The 17025-nt window shown below is 59.8% G+C and carries 12 protein-coding genes; 7 read left to right on the top strand and 5 right to left on the bottom strand.

Translation table 11 applies throughout. From position 1 onward, the window contains the following. Positions 1 to 74 precede the first annotated feature (74 nt). The 5 genes from AB4P96_RS26335 to AB4P96_RS26315 form a co-directional block, all read right to left on the bottom strand. A complete protein-coding gene (locus AB4P96_RS26335; protein WP_395600285.1) occupies positions 75 to 2921 on the bottom strand; it encodes a valine--tRNA ligase in 2847 nt (948 codons plus the stop codon). Between the two features lie 302 nt (positions 2922 to 3223). Continuing rightward, a complete protein-coding gene (locus tag AB4P96_RS26330) occupies positions 3224 to 6169 on the bottom strand; it encodes a hypothetical protein (protein WP_395600284.1) in 2946 nt (981 codons plus the stop codon). A gap of 561 nt (positions 6170 to 6730) precedes the next feature. Next, entirely contained in the window at positions 6731 to 7117 is a 387-nt protein-coding gene (locus AB4P96_RS26325) for a DNA polymerase III subunit chi (protein ID WP_395600283.1), read from the bottom strand. Positions 7118 to 7124: 7 nt separating this feature from the next. After that, the gene (locus tag AB4P96_RS26320; protein ID WP_395600282.1) at positions 7125 to 7553 is read right to left on the bottom strand and encodes a DNA polymerase III subunit chi; all 429 of its coding nucleotides are present in this window, start codon (positions 7551 to 7553) and stop codon (positions 7125 to 7127) included. Between the two features lie 51 nt (positions 7554 to 7604). After that, positions 7605 to 9095, bottom strand: coding sequence for a leucyl aminopeptidase (locus AB4P96_RS26315; protein ID WP_395600281.1), 1491 nt, complete (start codon positions 9093 to 9095; stop codon positions 7605 to 7607). A 284-nt stretch (positions 9096 to 9379) separates the two neighbouring features. Between AB4P96_RS26315 and lptF the strand changes: the two genes are divergently transcribed. From lptF to recO, 7 genes are all read left to right on the top strand, one after another. Beyond that, a complete protein-coding gene (gene lptF / locus AB4P96_RS26310) occupies positions 9380 to 10498 on the top strand; it encodes an LPS export ABC transporter permease LptF (protein WP_017136292.1) in 1119 nt (372 codons plus the stop codon). Next, the gene (gene lptG, locus AB4P96_RS26305; RefSeq protein WP_017136293.1) at positions 10491 to 11570 is read left to right on the top strand and encodes an LPS export ABC transporter permease LptG; all 1080 of its coding nucleotides are present in this window, start codon (positions 10491 to 10493) and stop codon (positions 11568 to 11570) included. Before lptF ends, lptG begins: the two co-directional genes overlap by 8 nt. Before the next feature lie 151 nt (positions 11571 to 11721). After that, complete coding sequence (gene lepA / locus AB4P96_RS26300; RefSeq protein ID WP_003210439.1) at positions 11722 to 13521, top strand: translation elongation factor 4; 1800 nt, start codon at positions 11722 to 11724, stop codon at positions 13519 to 13521. A 5-nt stretch (positions 13522 to 13526) separates the two neighbouring features. Next, a complete protein-coding gene (gene lepB, locus AB4P96_RS26295) occupies positions 13527 to 14381 on the top strand; it encodes a signal peptidase I (protein ID WP_017136294.1) in 855 nt (284 codons plus the stop codon). A gap of 152 nt (positions 14382 to 14533) precedes the next feature. After that, positions 14534 to 15223, top strand: a complete 690-nt coding sequence (gene rnc, locus AB4P96_RS26290) for a ribonuclease III (protein WP_017136295.1) — start codon at positions 14534 to 14536, stop codon at positions 15221 to 15223. Next, positions 15216 to 16118, top strand: coding sequence for a GTPase Era (gene era / locus AB4P96_RS26285; protein ID WP_016978271.1), 903 nt, complete (start codon positions 15216 to 15218; stop codon positions 16116 to 16118). Before rnc ends, era begins: the two co-directional genes overlap by 8 nt. A gap of 194 nt (positions 16119 to 16312) precedes the next feature. After that, positions 16313 to 17002 carry a DNA repair protein RecO gene (recO, locus tag AB4P96_RS26280; RefSeq protein WP_017136296.1) on the top strand — a complete coding sequence of 230 codons (690 nt, stop codon included), beginning with the start codon at positions 16313 to 16315 and terminating at the stop codon, positions 17000 to 17002. Positions 17003 to 17025: the final 23 nt, after the last annotated feature.

Below are 17025 nucleotides of genomic sequence, written 5' to 3'. Positions count from 1 at the left end.
TGCGCTTAATGGTCAACCGAGAGGGCTAACAGACCAGCGTTAGGTCCGAAAGCCTCTCTTTGGTGGTGAGTTTCTTATAGGTTGGCAATACGTGCATATTGTTCCCCTAACTTGGCCAATGTTTGTTCAGCCTCAGACAATTTTGCACGTTCCTTATCGATCACCTCAGCCGGCGCCTTGTCGACAAACGCCGCATTAGACAGCTTGCCGCCCACCCGCTGCACTTCCCCTTGCAGGCGCGCAATTTCCTTATCAAGACGCGCCAGTTCCGCGCCTTTGTCGATCAAACCTGCCATCGGCACCAGCACTTCCATCTCGCCAACCAATGCGGTCGCAGACAGCGGCGCATCTTCGCCAGCCGCCAATACAGTGATCGACTCCAGCTTCGCCAGCTTCTTGAGCAGTGCGTCGTTCTCAGTGAGGCGACGCTGATCTTCGCTGCTGGCGTTCTTTACAAACACCGCCAACGGCTTGCCCGGCCCGATGTTCATCTCGGCACGGATGTTACGCGTGCCCATCATCAGGGTCTTGAGCCATTCGATATCACTTTCGGCCGCCTCATCGATGCGTGCTTCATTGGCCACTGGCCAAGGTTGCAGCATGATGGTCTTGCCTTCGATACCGGCCAGCGGCGCGATGCGTTGCCAGATCTCTTCGGTGATGAACGGCATGAACGGGTGCGCCAGGCGCAGTGCCACTTCCAGTACGCGCACCAGGGTGCGACGGGTGCCGCGCTGGCGCTCGATCGGCGAGTTTTCGTCCCACAGTACCGGCTTGGACAGTTCCAGGTACCAGTCGCAATACTGGTTCCAGATGAACTCGTACAAGGCCTGTGCGGCGAGGTCGAAACGGAACTGGTCGAGCTGGCGGGTCACTTCGGCTTCGGTGCGTTGCAGCTGCGAGATGATCCAGCGATCGGCCAGGCTCAGTTCGACTGCTTCGCCGTTCTGACCGCAGTCTTCGCCTTTATCCAGCACGTAACGTGCAGCGTTCCAGATCTTGTTGCAGAAGTTGCGATAGCCTTCGACGCGGCCCATGTCGAACTTGATGTCGCGACCGGTGGACGCCAGCGAGCAGAACGTGAAACGCAGGGCGTCGGTGCCGTAGCTGGCGATGCCGTCGGCGAACTCGTCGCGGGTCTGCTTCTCGATCTTCTTGGCCAGTTTTGGCTGCATCAGGCCCGAGGTGCGTTTCTGCACCAGGGTTTCCAGGTCGATGCCGTCGATGATGTCCAGCGGGTCAAGGACGTTGCCCTTGGACTTGGACATCTTCTGGCCCTGGCCATCCCGCACCAGGCCGTGTACGTACACGGTCTTGAACGGCACCTGCGGCGTGCCGTCTTCGTTCTTCACCAAGTGCATGGTGAGCATGATCATCCGGGCAACCCAGAAGAAAATGATATCGAAGCCGGTAACCAGCACGTCGGTGGAGTGGAATTTCTTCAGGAACTCGGTCTGTTGCGGCCAGCCCAGGGTCGAGAAGGTCCACAGGCCCGAGCTGAACCAGGTGTCGAGTACGTCGTTGTCCTGTTGCAGGGCGATGTCCGCGCCGAGGTTGTGCTTGGCACGCACTTCGGCTTCATCGCGGCCTACGTACACCTTGCCCGACTCGTCGTACCAGGCCGGAATGCGGTGGCCCCACCACAGCTGACGGCTGATGCACCAGTCCTGGATGTCGCGCATCCACGAGAAGTACATGTTTTCGTACTGTTTGGGCACGAACTGAATGCGGCCGTCTTCCACGGCAGCAATCGCAGGCTCGGCCAATGGTTTGGTGGACACGTACCACTGGTCGGTCAGCCACGGCTCGATTACGGTGCCGGAACGGTCGCCCTTCGGCACTTTGAGGCCGTGGTCGTCAACGCTCACCAGCAAGCCGGCAGCGTCAAAGGCGGCCACGATCTGCTTGCGCGCTTCGAAACGGTCGAGGCCGGCGTATTCGGCCGGGATCTTGCCGTCGATGCTGTCGTTCAGCGTGCCGTCCAGATTGAACACCTGACAGGCCGGCAATACGGCGGCGTTTTTGTCGAAGATGTTCAACAGCGGCAGGTTGTGGCGCTTGCCGACTTCGTAGTCGTTGAAATCGTGGGCCGGGGTGATTTTCACGCAGCCGGTGCCGAATTCAGGGTCGCAGTAGTCGTCCGCGATGATCGGGATACGACGGCCGACCAATGGCAGCTCGACGAATTTGCCGATCAGTGCCTGGTAGCGTTCATCGTTCGGGTTAACCGCCACGGCGGCGTCTCCGAGCATGGTTTCCGGACGCGTGGTGGCGACGATCAGGTAGTCGTTGCCCTCAGCGGTCTTGGCGCCATCGGCCAGCGGGTACTTGAGGTTCCACAGGAAGCCTTTCTCGTCGTGGTTTTCCACTTCGAGGTCGGAAATGGCCGTGTGCAACTTGGTGTCCCAGTTGACCAGGCGCTTGCCGCGGTAGATCAGGCCGTCTTCGTGCAGGCGCACGAAGGCTTCTTTCACCGATTCCGACAGGCCGTCGTCCATGGTGAAGCGCTCGCGGCTCCAGTCCACAGACGAACCCAGGCGACGGATCTGACGGCTGATATTGCCGCCGGACTGATCCTTCCATTCCCAGATCTTTTCCAGGAACTTCTCGCGGCCCAGGTCGTGACGGTTCTGGCCGGTGGCTTCGAGCTGGCGTTCCACCAGCATCTGCGTGGCGATACCGGCGTGGTCGGTGCCCGGTTGCCACAGGGTGTTACGGCCCTGCATGCGGCGGAAACGGATCAACGCATCCATGATCGCATTGTTGAAGCCATGGCCCATGTGCAGGCTGCCAGTGACGTTCGGTGGCGGAATCATGATGGTGTAGGACTCGCCCGCACCTTGCGGGGCGAAATAGTTCTCGGACTCCCAAGTGTTGTACCAGGAAGTTTCAATGGCGTGCGGCTGGTAGGTCTTATCCATGCGCGGCGGGACCCTATTGGCATTTATTCAGGAAAAGCCGGGAAGTATAGCGGGGATGAGCCAGCGCGCGTAGGGCGAGGTGATGGGCGATGTAAAAAACTGCATCACCCAGTTGAACTCGATGTGGTTTACATAGGCTGGCACTATGTTTTTGAGCGGGGGTAATTGTTACGTAAGCCCATTCTGGCAATACGCTGCCGTTCAGACCGCTTTAGCCCCGTGAAATGGGCGCTTGGTCGCTGGTATCGCACGCTGAGTCATTGCGCTTCGCGCGTCACCAGGTACCGTGCGACCAGACTGGTTTATGTCTTGCGCACGGTCAGGGTGACGCCCTCCCAGCCTGACACCTGTGTACCGTTGGCATCAAACTCTGCAATAGCGAGGGATGTCGACTCGGGGTAAAGATCCTGACTCAATTGCAGTTGCCAATCGCCATTGATGTTTGCTTTGGGTTTTCCAAACAGAACGGAGCCACCACTGAGGTAAACATAAACAATGGCATTGGCTGCCGCTTTGCCGGTGAGTAATGGGCGAAGCGAGTCTACGGTGGTGGAGCTGGTGAGTCTGGGCGGGCTGCCGGGCGGCAGGGCAGAGCCACCCGAGGCAAGATTCACCGTCAAAAACACATCCTCCGCCCAACTGCCAGGCTGTCCATTGGCGTCGAGCAGCCCAAGCGAAATCCGCGATTGTTTAGTGCTCGGGTCAACGGTGAGATCCAGAGTTAATGGCATTGACCAGTCGCCGTTAGCGTCTGCGAGGGTTTTGCCCAGTTGCGCGCCGTTGTACTGGTACACCGTAACGTTCGCATTGGCCGGTGCTTTGCCTTGCAGCGTGGGGAGCAGCGAAGTGACAGTGCTGGAGCTGGTGAGTTTGGGTGGGCTGCCTGGCGGCAGGGCAGAGCCACCCGAGGCAAGATTCACCGTCAAAAACACATCCTCCGCCCAACTGCCAGGCTGTCCATTGGCGTCGAGCAGCCCAAGCGAAATCCGCGATTGTTTAGTGCTCGGGTCAACGGTGAGATCCAGAGTTAATGGCATTGACCAGTCGCCGTTAGCGTCTGCGAGGGTTTTGCCCAGTTGCGCGCCGTTGTACTGGTACACCGTAACGTTCGCATTGGCCGGTGCTTTGCCTTGCAGCGTGGGGAGCAGCGAAGTGACAGTGCTGGAGCTGGTGAGTCTGGGCGGGCTGCCGGGCGGCAGGGCAGAGCCACCCGAGGCAAGATTCACCGTCAAAAACACATCCTCCGCCCAACTGCCAGGCTGTCCATTGGCGTCGAGCAGCCCAAGCGAAATCCGCGATTGTTTAGTGCTCGGGTCAACGGTGAGATCCAGAGTTAATGGCATTGACCAGTCGCCGTTAGCGTCTGCGAGGGTTTTGCCCAGTTGCGCGCCGTTGTACTGGTACACCGTAACGTTCGCATTGGCCGGTGCTTTGCCTTGCAGCGTGGGGAGCAGCGAAGTGACAGTGCTGGAGCTGGTGAGTCTGGGCGGGCTGCCGGGCGGCAGGGCAGAGCCACCCGAGGCAAGATTCACCGTCAAAAACACATCCTCCGCCCAACTGCCAGGCTGTCCATTGGCGTCGAGCAGCCCAAGCGAAATCCGCGATTGTTTAGTGCTCGGGTCAACGGTGAGATCCAGAGTTAATGGCATTGACCAGTCGCCGTTAGCGTCTGCGAGGGTTTTGCCCAGTTGCGCGCCGTTGTACTGGTACACCGTAACGTTCGCATTGGCCGGTGCTTTGCCTTGCAGCGTGGGGAGCAGCGAAGTGACAGTGCTGGAGCTGGTGAGTCTGGGCGGGCTGCCGGGCGGCAGGGCAGAGCCACCCGAGGCAAGATTCACCGTCAAAAACACATCCTCCGCCCAACTGCCAGGCTGTCCATTGGCGTCGAGCAGCCCAAGCGAAATCCGCGATTGTTTAGTGCTCGGGTCAACGGTGAGATCCAGAGTTAATGGCATTGACCAGTCGCCGTTAGCGTCTGCGAGGGTTTTGCCCAGTTGCGCGCCGTTGTACTGGTACACCGTAACGTTCGCATTGGCCGGTGCTTTGCCTTGCAGCGTGGGGAGCAGCGAAGTGACAGTGCTGGAGCTGGTGAGTCTGGGCGGGCTGCCGGGCGGCAGGGCAGAGCCACCCGAGGCAAGATTCACCGTCAAAAACACATCCTCCGCCCAACTGCCAGGCTGTCCATTGGCGTCGAGCAGCCCAAGCGAAATCCGCGATTGTTTAGTGCTCGGGTCAACGGTGAGATCCAGAGTTAATGGCATTGACCAGTCGCCGTTAGCGTCTGCGAGGGTTTTGCCCAGTTGCGCGCCGTTGTACTGGTACACCGTAACGTTCGCATTGGCCGGTGCTTTGCCTTGCAGCGTGGGGAGCAGCGAAGTGACAGTGCTGGAGCTGGTGAGTCTGGGCGGGCTGCCGGGCGGCAGGGCAGAGCCACCCGAGGCAAGATTCACCGTCAAAAACACATCCTCCGCCCAACTGCCAGGCTGTCCATTGGCGTCGAGCAGCCCAAGCGAAATCCGCGATTGTTTAGTGCTCGGGTCAACGGTGAGATCCAGAGTTAATGGCATTGACCAGTCGCCGTTAGCGTCTGCGAGGGTTTTGCCCAGTTGCGCGCCGTTGTACTGGTACACCGTAACGTTCGCATTGGCCGGTGCTTTGCCTTGCAGCGTGGGGAGCAGCGAAGTGACAGTGCTGGAGCTGGTGAGTTTGGGTGGGCTGCCTGGCGGCAGGGCAGAGCCACCCGAGGCAAGATTCACCGTCAAAAACACATCCTCCGCCCAACTGCCAGGCTGTCCATTGGCGTCGAGCAGCCCAAGCGAAATCCGCGATTGTTTAGTGCTCGGGTCAACGGTGAGATCCAGAGTTAATGGCATTGACCAGTCGCCGTTAGCGTCTGCGAGGGTTTTGCCCAGTTGCGCGCCGTTGTACTGGTACACCGTAACGTTCGCATTGGCCGGTGCTTTGCCTTGCAGCGTGGGGAGCAGCGAAGTGACAGTGCTGGAGCTGGTGAGTTTGGGTGGGCTGCCTGGCGGCAGGGCAGAGCCAGCGCCGCTTGTCAACAAAACCGTCAACTGAACACCCACCCAAGGCGATAAAGCGTTGCCCCCGGCATCATTCGCGATCAACGCAAGGTCTACCCAGTTATTGGCATCAACGACAAGGTCAGTAGTCGGCGTGGCTTCCCAATAGCCATTACTGTCCGCACCCTCTGAAGCGTAGTAAACGCTGCCACCCGAATGGGCAATCACCACAGTCGCATTCGGTGGTGCCGTCCCTGTAAGCCGCGGGCGAAGGGAGTCAACGATAGTCAGGCTGGTGAGAACGGGGGAGTTATCTGACTCGGAGGGGCCGTTTCCTGCCATTGGAGAAGGGTCGCCAACGTGAAAGGCAAGATTGGGTGCATACCCTTGGCTCAGGTCGTAATAGGCGGAGACAGAATAGGGGCCCAAAGGTAGCGCTATATCGGATTGAGTCAGCCAGTTACCGTTTTCATCGACGGTTGTTTGTGCAACGACTAGACCGGTACCTGATTGACATATGGAGACAGGTTGGCCTGGAGTTCCTTCGCCGAAGAAAATCGGGAAGCGCACAGGTGTCCATTCGGTAATTGGATAGAACAGAGTGGGAACGCCCATCATGTAAATCTCCGACGAGGGATAATTTCAGATGAGCTTTGTCCAAAATCGCTGGTGCATCTACTGTTAGAAATACCAGTTACGACAGGTGGTCATGTCATGATGTGAGTGGGTGCATGCCCTCCTTGGCACCGACCGCATCGCGACATAGGCATTCTGGACAGGCATCCTGGCTCAGGACTGGTATTGATTGAGCAACCGCTCCATGCGCGCATCCATCCGCCGTTTGATCTCGGCTTCAATATGCGGGGCAAAGTCGTCGATCACATCCTGCATGATCAGTTGCGCGGCGGCACGCAGTTCATTGTCCAGGTGCAGCAGCAACGCGTCGGGCGCTTTTTCTGCGGCAGGTGCCGGTTCTGCAGTGGGGGCTGGTGTGACAGGTTCAGGTGCGGCAGGTTTGCCACCGACCATGTCGAACAACAGCGGAATCTGTACCTCGCCCTCGACCGATTCGGTCAGCAGCGGCGGTTGCAACTCATCATCACCGAGCAATTGACGGATCGACTCCAGGTCGTCCAGCAAGTGGTCGTCTTTTTTCAGCGGGTTTGGAGTGTCCATCGTGTGCTCAAAGTCGTTGTAGCCGGTTATCTTGCAGAGGATAGCCCTGTTCGCGGTAGAAACGGAAACTCTCCCGCGCGGCCTGACGAATAGCCGGGTCTTCGACCACCACTTCCGCCACGCGGGCAAAAGCCTTGGCAAAGGCCGGTACTTTCAGGTCGAGGTTCACCAGCAGGTCTTGGTGATCGCCGCAGTTGTCGCCCAAACCCAGCACAATCAGGCCTTCGGGTTCGGACTCGGCGGGGCCGTGGGGCACGAAGCTTTCGCCCTTGAAGCGCCACAGGCGGGCGTCAAGGTCTTCACGCTGAGCGGCATCGCTGCAATGCAGGTAGATGCGGTGGCCCATGCGCCAGGCTTTTTCGGTAAGTTTGCAGGCAAAGTCCAGGCGCGCAGAGGGATCGGCGCTGGGCAATATATAGAAGTCGACTTGGGTCATTGCGGTTCCTGAGACCGGGGCGCCGTGAAGGCCGCCCCGGAATCTTCAGTTTCAGGCTTTGGCGCGATCCAGCAGGTACTGGGTCAACAGAGGAACCGGACGGCCACTGGCGCCCTTGTCCTTGCCGCCGCTGGTCCAGGCCGTGCCGGCGATGTCCAGGTGCGCCCAGTTGAAGTTCTTGGCGAAGCGCGACAGGAAGCAGGCGGCGGTGATGGTGCCGGCTTTAGGGCCGCCGATGTTGGCGATATCGGCGAACGGGCTGTCCAGTTGTTCCTGGTACTCGTCGAACAGCGGCAGTTGCCAGGCGCGGTCGTCGGCAGCCTTGCCGGCGCTGAGCAGTTGCTCGATCAACTCGTCGTTGTTACCCAGCAGGCCCGAGGTGTGAGCGCCCAGGGCGACCACGCAGGCACCGGTCAGGGTGGCAATGTCGATCACGGCCTGTGGCTTGAAGCGTTCGGCGTAGGTGAGGGCATCGCACAGCACCAGACGGCCTTCGGCGTCGGTGTTGAGGATCTCGACAGTCTGGCCGCTCATGGTGGTGACGATGTCGCCCGGGCGTGCAGCACCACCGCTCGGCATGTTCTCGGCGCAGGCCAGGATGCACACCAGGTTGATTGGCAGCTTGAGTTCCAGCACGGCACGCAGGGTGCCGAACACGCTGGCGGCGCCGCCCATGTCGTATTTCATTTCGTCCATGCCGGCGCCCGGCTTGAGGCTGATGCCGCCGGTGTCGAAGGTGATGCCTTTGCCGACCAGCGCGTAAGGCTTCTCGGACTTCTTGCCGCCGTTGTATTGCATCACGATCAGGCGTGGCGGCTGGTCGCTGCCCTGGCCCACGGCATAGAACGAGCCCATGCCCAGTTCCTTGATCTTCTTCTCGTCCAGCACTTCAACCTTCAGGCCCTTGAACTCCTTGCCCAGCGCCTTGGCTTGTTCGCCCAGGTAGGTTGGGTGGCAGATGTTCGGCGGCAGGTTGCCCAGGTCACGGGTAAACGACATGCCGTTGGCGATGGCGGTGGCGTGGGTGACGGCGCGCTCGACTTCAGCCTGGGCGGCCTTGATGGTCAGCAGGGTGATTTTCTTGATGGCGCGCGGTTCGGCCTTCTGGCTCTTGAACTGGTCGAAGACGTAACCGCCGTCCACCAGGCTTTCGGCCAGCAGGCGGGTCTTGCCGTAGCTGTCACGGCCTTTTACGACGATTTCATCGAGGGCCAGTGCCGCATCGGTGCCGCCCAGGCCTTTAAGAGTGGTGAGGATACCGCTGATGATTTTGCGGAACGGGCGGTCGCCCAGTTCGGCGTCCTTGCCCACGCCCACCAGCAATACACGGTCGGCTTTAAGGTTGGGCAGGCTTTGCAGCAGCAGGCTTTGGCCGACTTTGCCGGCCAGGTCGCCGCGCTTGAGGACCGCGCTGATGGCGCCGCCGCTCAGTTCGTCCAGTTGCTTGGCGGCGACGCCGAGCTTGCGCCCTTCGCCGACGGCGACCACGAGGGTGGCGGTTTTCAACGTTTCGGGGCTAACGCTTTTTACAACCAATTCCATTTTCGGGTCCCTTATTTAAGGTCTGTGAGCCTGGCGTCTGTACGCAGGCTTTGATGCTTGGCAGCTTTGTAAACCGCCCGCGACAAAGGCCGCAGTTTGAACCTCGCCAGAGCAGCCTGACAACCCTTGCAGCACGCTTTGTGCGCGCGTATGAGCAAGCACCGTGACAGGCGCGGTCAATCACAGGATAATGCGCAATCTTTTTAGCCGGCCCGTGCATGTGGGTCGACTCGGTATGCTTGCTTGTTTGGCCGCCTTAGCCTGACAACCCTGGAGTGTCTGGTTTGATCGTCTTCCGTTATCTGTCCCGCGAAGTCCTGTTGACCCTGAGTGCCGTGAGTGCGGTATTGCTGGTCATCACCATGAGTGGTCGTTTCGTCAAATTCCTCGCCCAGGCGGCCTCGGGCGCCCTGGATCCGGGCTCGTTGTTCCTGATCATGGGCTTTCGCCTGCCGGGTTTTTTGCAGCTGATCCTGCCGCTTGGCCTGTTTCTCGGCATCCTGCTGGCCTATGGCCGGCTTTACCTTGAAAGTGAAATGACCGTGCTTTCGGCCACCGGCATGAGCCAGCAGCGTCTGCTGGCCATGACCATGGTGCCGGCCACCGGCGTTGCGCTGGTGGTGGCCTGGTTGAGCATGAGCCTGGCGCCCCAGGGCGCCATGCAGTTCCAGCTGCTGCTGAACAAGCAGGACGCGATGACCGAGTTCGATACCCTGGAGCCCGGGCGCTTCCAGGCGCTCAACGACGGCACGCGGGTCACCTATACCGAAACCATGACCGACGACCGCTCTAACCTTGGCGGTGTGTTCATCTCGCAGAAAAACCTCGGCCTGAACCAGAAGGACCGCGGTATTTCGATTCTGGTAGCCAACAGCGGGCGCCAGGAAATACGCCCTGACGGTAACCGCTACCTGATCCTGGAAAATGGCTACCGCTACGACGGCAGCCCTGGGCTGGCGGAATACCGGGCGGTCAAATACGACACTTATGGCGTAATGCTGGCCAAGCCTGACATCAGTGAAGAGGTCACCGACCGCGATGCACTGCCGACGCTATCGCTGATCGGTAATCCCGAGCTGCGCTCCGTTGCCGAGCTGCAATGGCGACTCTCCCTGCCGCTGCTGGTGTTCATCGTGACGTTGATGGCGGTGCCGCTGTCGCGCGTCAACCCGCGCCAGGGCCGCTTCCTCAAGCTGTTGCCGGCGATCCTTTTGTACATGGCTTACCTGACCATCCTGATTTCCGCCCGTGGCTCCCTGGAGAAGGGCAAGCTGTCGCCAACCCTGGGCCTGTGGTGGGTGCACGGGATCTTCCTGGTGATCGGCCTGGGGCTGCTCTACTGGGAACCTATCCGTTTGAAAATGAAGAGCCGTCGTGGCCTGAAGGAGTTGGCTCGTGGCTAAGCTCGACCGCTACATTGGTAGCAGCGTACTGATCGCCATCCTGGCGGTATTGGGCATCATCCTTGGCCTGGCGTGCCTGTTTGCCTTTATTGATGAAGTGGGCAACGTCACCGACACCTATACCGTCACCCACGTATTGAGCTACGTGGCGCTGACCGCACCGCGTCGCCTCTACGACATGATGCCGATGGCGGCGCTGATCGGCTGCCTGATCGGCCTGGGCAGCCTGGCCAGCAGCAGCGAATTGACCATTATGCGAGCGGCGGGCGTTTCCATCGGCCGCATCGTCTGGGCCGTCATGAAACCCATGCTGTTGCTGATGGCGTGCAGTGTGCTGATCGGCGAGTACGTAGCACCACCGACCGAAGCCACGGCCCAGGCCAATCGAGCCCTGGCCCAGGGTTCGGGGGATGCGCAGAGCGCCAAGCACGGCCTGTGGCACCGCCAGGGTGATGAGTTTATTCACATCAACGCCGTGCAACCGGGCGGTTTGCTGGTGGGTGTGACGCGTTATACGTTCGACAAAGAGCGGCATATGCTGACCTCCAGTTTCTCCAAGCGTGCGCAGTACGACGAGGGGAAATGGGAGCTGTACGATGTCACCACGACGTATTTCCGTAATGTGGGGCAGGGCATCAAGGCCTACACCGAAGTGATCAATGTGCCGTCTGAACAGTGGGACATTGCCCTGAAGCCGGAACTGCTCAATACCGTGGTCATGATCCCGGAAAGCCTGCCGATCTCCGGTTTGTGGAGTTACATCCACTACCTCAAGGATCAGGGCCTGAACAATGGCCGTTACTGGTTGGCATTTTGGGTCAAGGTGTTGCAGCCGCTGGTCACCGCCGCGTTGGTGCTGATGGCTATTTCGTTCATCTTCGGCCCGCTGCGTTCGGTAACGCTTGGCCAGCGTGTGTTTACCGGCGTGCTGGTGGGCTTTACCTTCCGCATCGCCCAGGACCTGCTTGGCCCATCGAGCCTGGTATTCGGTTTCTCGCCGCTGTTTGCGGTGCTGGTACCGACGGCGGTCTGCGCCGTGGCCGGGTTCTGGCTGTTGCGCCGGGCCGGTTGATACCGCGCTTATGCACAAAAAATGCCCCGCTCATATGACCGGGGCATTTTTGTTCTGGTCAGCAAAGATGACGCCCGGCCCGAGCATCAGGTACAATTCCCGGCTATTTTTCAGCGGGCAATCTGCCTGCAGCCTTTTTGAGTGTTGATCCGTGAGTGATTTGAGTCATATCCGCAATTTCTCCATCATCGCCCACATTGACCATGGTAAGTCGACGCTGGCCGATCGATTCATCCAGATGTGCGGCGGCCTTGCCGAGCGTGAAATGGAAGCCCAGGTCCTGGACTCCATGGACCTCGAGCGCGAGCGCGGCATCACCATCAAGGCCCACAGCGTTACCCTGTACTACACCGCAAAAGACGGTATCAAGTACCAGCTGAACTTCATTGACACCCCTGGCCACGTTGACTTCACCTACGAAGTCAGCCGTTCGCTGGCCGCCTGTGAAGGTGCCTTGCTGGTGGTCGATGCCGGCCAGGGTGTTGAAGCCCAGTCCGTGGCCAACTGCTACACCGCGATCGAGCAGGGCCTTGAGGTCATGCCGGTACTGAACAAGATCGACCTGCCCCAGGCCGATCCTGACCGCGTTAAAGAAGAAATCGAAAAAATCATCGGCATTGACGCCACCGACGCCGTCGAGTGCAGCGCCAAGACCGGCCTGGGCGTTGACGAAGTGCTCGAGCGCCTGGTCAAGACCATTCCTGCGCCTACCGGCAACTACGAAGATCCGCTGCAAGCGTTGATCATCGACTCCTGGTTCGACAACTACCTGGGCGTTGTTTCCCTGGTACGCGTGCGCCACGGCCGTGTGAAGAAGGGCGACAAGATCCTGGTCAAATCCACCGGCAAGATCCACCTGGTGGACAGCGTCGGTGTATTCAACCCGAAACACACCGCCACCACCGACCTCAAAGCCGGTGAAGTGGGCTTCATCATCGCCGGTATCAAGGACATTCACGGTGCGCCAGTGGGTGACACCCTGACCTTGAGCTCCACCCCTGACGTCGACGTGCTGCCGGGCTTCAAACGCATCCAGCCGCAGGTTTACGCCGGCCTGTTCCCGGTCAGCTCCGACGACTTCGAAGACTTCCGCGAAGCGCTGCAGAAGCTGACCCTCAACGACTCGTCGTTGCAGTACACCCCGGAAAGCTCCGATGCCCTGGGCTTCGGCTTCCGCTGCGGTTTCCTGGGCATGCTGCACATGGAGATCATCCAGGAGCGCCTCGAGCGCGAATACGACCTGGACCTGATCACCACGGCGCCGACGGTTATTTTTGAGCTGGCGCTGAAAACCGGTGAAACGATTTACGTCGACAACCCGTCCAAGCTTCCGGATCTGTCCTCCATCGAAGACATGCGCGAGCCGATCGTGCGGGCCAATATCCTGGTTCCGCAAGAGCACTTGGGCAACGTTATTACCCTGTGTATCGAAAAACGTGGCGTGCAGCACGACATGTTGTTCCTCGGTACCCAGGTGCAAGTGACCTACGATTTGCCGATGAACGAAGTGGTTCTGGACTTCTTCGACCGTCTCAAATCCACCAGTCGCGGCTATGCTTCGCTGGATTACCATTTCGACCGTTACCAATCGGCTAATCTGGTGAAACTGGATGTGCTGATCAACGGCGACAAGGTGGATGCACTGGCGCTGATCGTGCACAAGGACAACGCGCACTACAAAGGTCGCCAGTTGACCGAAAAGATGAAAGAACTGATTCCGCGCCAGATGTTCGATGTCGCGATCCAGGCCGCCATTGGCGGGCAGATCATTGCACGGACCTCCGTCAAGGCACTCAGAAAGAACGTACTGGCCAAATGCTACGGCGGTGACGTAAGCCGTAAGCGCAAGCTGCTTGAGAAGCAAAAGGCCGGTAAGAAACGCATGAAGCAAGTGGGCAACGTGGAAATTCCACAAGAAGCCTTCCTTGCAGTGCTCAGGTTGGATAGTTAGGTCCTATGTCACTAAATTTCCCGCTGTTGCTGGTCATCGCCGTTGCCGTTTGCGGTCTCCTGGCGTTGCTCGATCTGGTGTTCTTCGCCCCGCGTCGGCGGGCGGCGATCGCCTCGTATCAGGGCAGCGTCAGCCAGCCCGATGCGGTGGCAATCGAGAAACTGAACAAAGAGCCTTTGCTGGTTGAATACGGCAAGTCGTTCTTCCCGGTGTTGTTCATCGTGCTGGTGCTGCGTTCGTTCCTGGTGGAGCCGTTTCAGATCCCTTCGGGGTCGATGAAACCTACCCTGGACGTGGGCGACTTCATCCTGGTGAACAAGTTCTCCTACGGGATCCGCCTGCCGGTGCTCGACAAGAAAGTCATCCCGGTCGGTGACCCGCAGCGCGGCGATGTGATGGTGTTTCGCTACCCAAGCGACCCGAACGTCAACTACATCAAGCGTGTCGTGGGCCTGCCGGGCGACGTGATTCGCTACACCAGCGACAAGCGCCTGTTCGTCAATGGTGAGTCGGTAGCCGAGAAGTTGATCGGCACCGAGCCGAACACCCTGGGCAGCGCTGAGCTGTATCAGGAAAAACTCGGCGCAGTAGAGCACCAGATCCGCAAGGAAATGAGCCGCTACCGCTCGCCGCCCGACACCGAATGGAAAGTGCCTGCCGGGCACTACTTCATGATGGGCGACAACCGTGACAACTCCAACGACAGCCGGTATTGGGATGACCCTAATATCCCCAAGGACCTGCTGGGCATGGTTCCCGACGAGAACATTGTCGGCAAGGCCTTTGCGGTCTGGATGAGCTGGCCGGAACCCAAGCTCAGCCACCTGCCGAACTTCTCGCGGGTCGGGCTGATCAAGTAATACAGGCGGCGCTGTGAACACAGCGCCGAATGCTTTTCTGGGGTTGGGACAATTATTGGCCCAACTCCTTGCTGTACCAATCAGGATTTGAATTTGAACACTGCGTCAATCGTCGATGGCCGCCGGTGCCACCAAACAGAAATGGGTAAACCGTGAGCGTTTCTCTAAGCCGTCTCGAGCGCCAGCTCGGCTACACCTTCAAGGATCAGGAATTGATGGTCCTTGCCCTCACACACCGCAGCTTTGCAGGGCGCAATAACGAGCGCCTGGAATTCCTCGGTGATGCCATCCTCAACTTTGCCGCCGGTGAGGCGCTGTTCGAGCGTTTCCCGCAAGCGCGCGAGGGCCAGCTGTCACGCCTGCGTGCACGCCTGGTAAAAGGCGAGACCCTGGCCGTGCTGGCCCGTGGTTTCGGCCTGGGTGAGTACCTGCGCCTTGGGTCCGGCGAGCTGAAAAGCGGTGGCTTTCGCCGCGAGTCGATCCTGGCCGATGCCCTCGAAGCGTTGATCGGTGCGATCTACCTGGATGCAGGCATGGAGACCGCCAAGGAGCGCGTAGTCGCCTGGCTGGCGTCGGAGATCGAGAGCCTGACGCTGGTCGACACCAACAAAGATCCCAAGACCCGCCTGCAGGAATACCTGCAGTCGCGTGGTTGCGAACTGCCACGTTACGAAGTGGTGGATATCCAGGGTGAACCCCATTGCCGCGTGTTCTTCGTGGAATGTGAAATCACCTTATTGAATGAAAAAAGCCGAGGTCAGGGTGTGAGCCGTCGTATTGCCGAACAGGTAGCGGCCGCTGCAGCACTGATTGCCCTGGGCGTGGAGAATGGCCATGACTGATTCAACCGCAACACGCTGTGGCTATGTTGCCATCGTCGGCCGCCCGAACGTGGGCAAGTCCACGCTGCTGAACCACATCCTCGGCCAGAAGCTGGCGATCACCTCGCGCAAGCCGCAGACCACCCGCCACAACATGCTGGGCATCAAGACCGAAGGCAATGTGCAAGCGGTCTACGTCGACACCCCAGGCATGCACAAAGGTGGCGAGAAGGCGCTGAACCGCTACATGAACAAAACCGCTTCGGCGGCGTTGAAAGACGTCGACGTGGTGATCTTCGTGGTCGACCGCACCAAGTGGACCGACGAAGACCAAATGGTTCTGGAGCGCGTGCAGTACGTCACTGGCCCGTTGATCGTCGCGCTGAACAAGACCGACCGTATCGAAGACAAGGCTGAGCTGATGCCGCACCTCAGCTGGTTGCAGGAGCAACTGCCGAACGCCCAGATCATCCCGATCTCGGCCCAGCACGGCCACAACCTCGACGCTCTGGAACGTGTGATCGCCGAGCACCTGCCGGAGAACGAGCACTTCTTCCCGGAAGACCAGATCACCGACCGCAGCAGCCGTTTCCTGGCCGCCGAACTGGTACGCGAGAAAATCATGCGCCAGATGGGCGCCGAGCTGCCGTACCAGATCACCGTTGAAATCGAAGAGTTCAAGCAGCAGGGCAAAACCCTGCATATCCACGCGCTGATCCTCGTCGAACGCGACGGCCAGAAAAAAATCATCATTGGCGACAAGGGCGAGCGCATCAAGCGCATCGGCACCGAAGCGCGCAAGGACATGGAATTGCTGTTTGATTCCAAGATCATGCTTAACCTGTGGGTGAAGGTTAAAGGTGGTTGGTCCGATGATGAGCGCGCGCTGCGTTCCCTGGGCTACGGCGACCTGTAACCCTCCGCCTGATGGCGGGTGGGCTTGTTGTGGCGAGGGAGCTTGCTCCCGCTGGGCCGCGAAGCGGCCCCAACAAGGTCGGCGCGTTTTACCTGACGTAACTCTATGGCTGGTATAGGGGCTGCTTCGCAGCCCAGCGGGAGCAAGCTCCCTCGCCACAAAAGCGCTCTCCTTCTTTAGAGATTCCCCGTCTCATGTCCCAAACCCCACCCCCCAGCCAACTCGCCTACGTCCTGCACAGCCGCGCCTACCGCGAGACCAGCGCTTTGGTGGATTTCCTCACGCCCCAAGGCCGCTTGCGCGCGGTGTTGCGCAGTGCGCGGGGCAAAGCGGGTACGTTGGCACGGCCGTTTGTGGCGCTGGACGTGGAGTTTCGTGGCAAGGGCGAGCTGAAAAACGTCGGCCGCCTGGAAAGCGTCGGCACCTCGGCCTGGCTCAATGGCGAAGCGCTGTTCAGCGGGCTTTACCTTAACGAGCTGCTGATCCGCCTGCTGCCCGCCGAAGACCCGCACCCCGCCGTCTTCGATCACTATGCCGCCACGCTTGTGGCCCTGGCCGAAGGTCGCCCGCTGGAACCACTGCTGCGCGCCTTCGAATGGCGTTTGCTTGACGATCTGGGCTACGGCTTCGAACTGAGCAACGACCTGCACGGCGACCCCATCGCCGCCGACGGTATGTACCGCCTGCAAGTCGACGCCGGCCTTGAGCGCGTATACCTGCTGCAACCGGGCCTGTTCCAGGGCACCGAGCTGTTGGCCATGAGCGAAGCGGACTGGACCGCGCCTGGCGCCTTGTCCGCCGCCAAGCGCTTGATGCGCCAGGCGCTGGCCGTGCATTTGGGCGGGCGCCCGCTGGTCAGTCGCGAGTTGTTTCGAAAGCCCTGACAAGCCCGTGTATGCTGTGCAGC

The sequence above is a fragment of the Pseudomonas sp. B19125 genome (assembly GCF_044218855.1).
GTDB classification, from domain to species: domain Bacteria; phylum Pseudomonadota; class Gammaproteobacteria; order Pseudomonadales; family Pseudomonadaceae; genus Aquipseudomonas; species Aquipseudomonas edaphica.
This window is presented reverse-complemented; position numbering and strand designations above follow the sequence as displayed.

Bases quoted from the DNA above. Each gene is read 5' to 3' on its own strand.
- AB4P96_RS26335 (WP_395600285.1), bottom strand. From the start codon at position 2,921: ATGGATAAGACCTACCAGCCGCACGCCATTGAAACTTCCTGGTACAAC.
- AB4P96_RS26325 (WP_395600283.1), bottom strand. From the start codon at position 7,117: ATGGACACTCCAAACCCGCTGAAAAAAGACGACCACTTGCTGGACGAC.
- AB4P96_RS26320 (WP_395600282.1), bottom strand. From the start codon at position 7,553: ATGACCCAAGTCGACTTCTATATATTGCCCAGCGCCGATCCCTCTGCG.
- AB4P96_RS26315 (WP_395600281.1), bottom strand. From the start codon at position 9,095: ATGGAATTGGTTGTAAAAAGCGTTAGCCCCGAAACGTTGAAAACCGCC.
- lepB (WP_017136294.1), top strand. From the start codon at position 13,527: ATGTCACTAAATTTCCCGCTGTTGCTGGTCATCGCCGTTGCCGTTTGC.
- era (WP_016978271.1), top strand. From the start codon at position 15,216: ATGACTGATTCAACCGCAACACGCTGTGGCTATGTTGCCATCGTCGGC.
- recO (WP_017136296.1), top strand. From the start codon at position 16,313: ATGTCCCAAACCCCACCCCCCAGCCAACTCGCCTACGTCCTGCACAGC.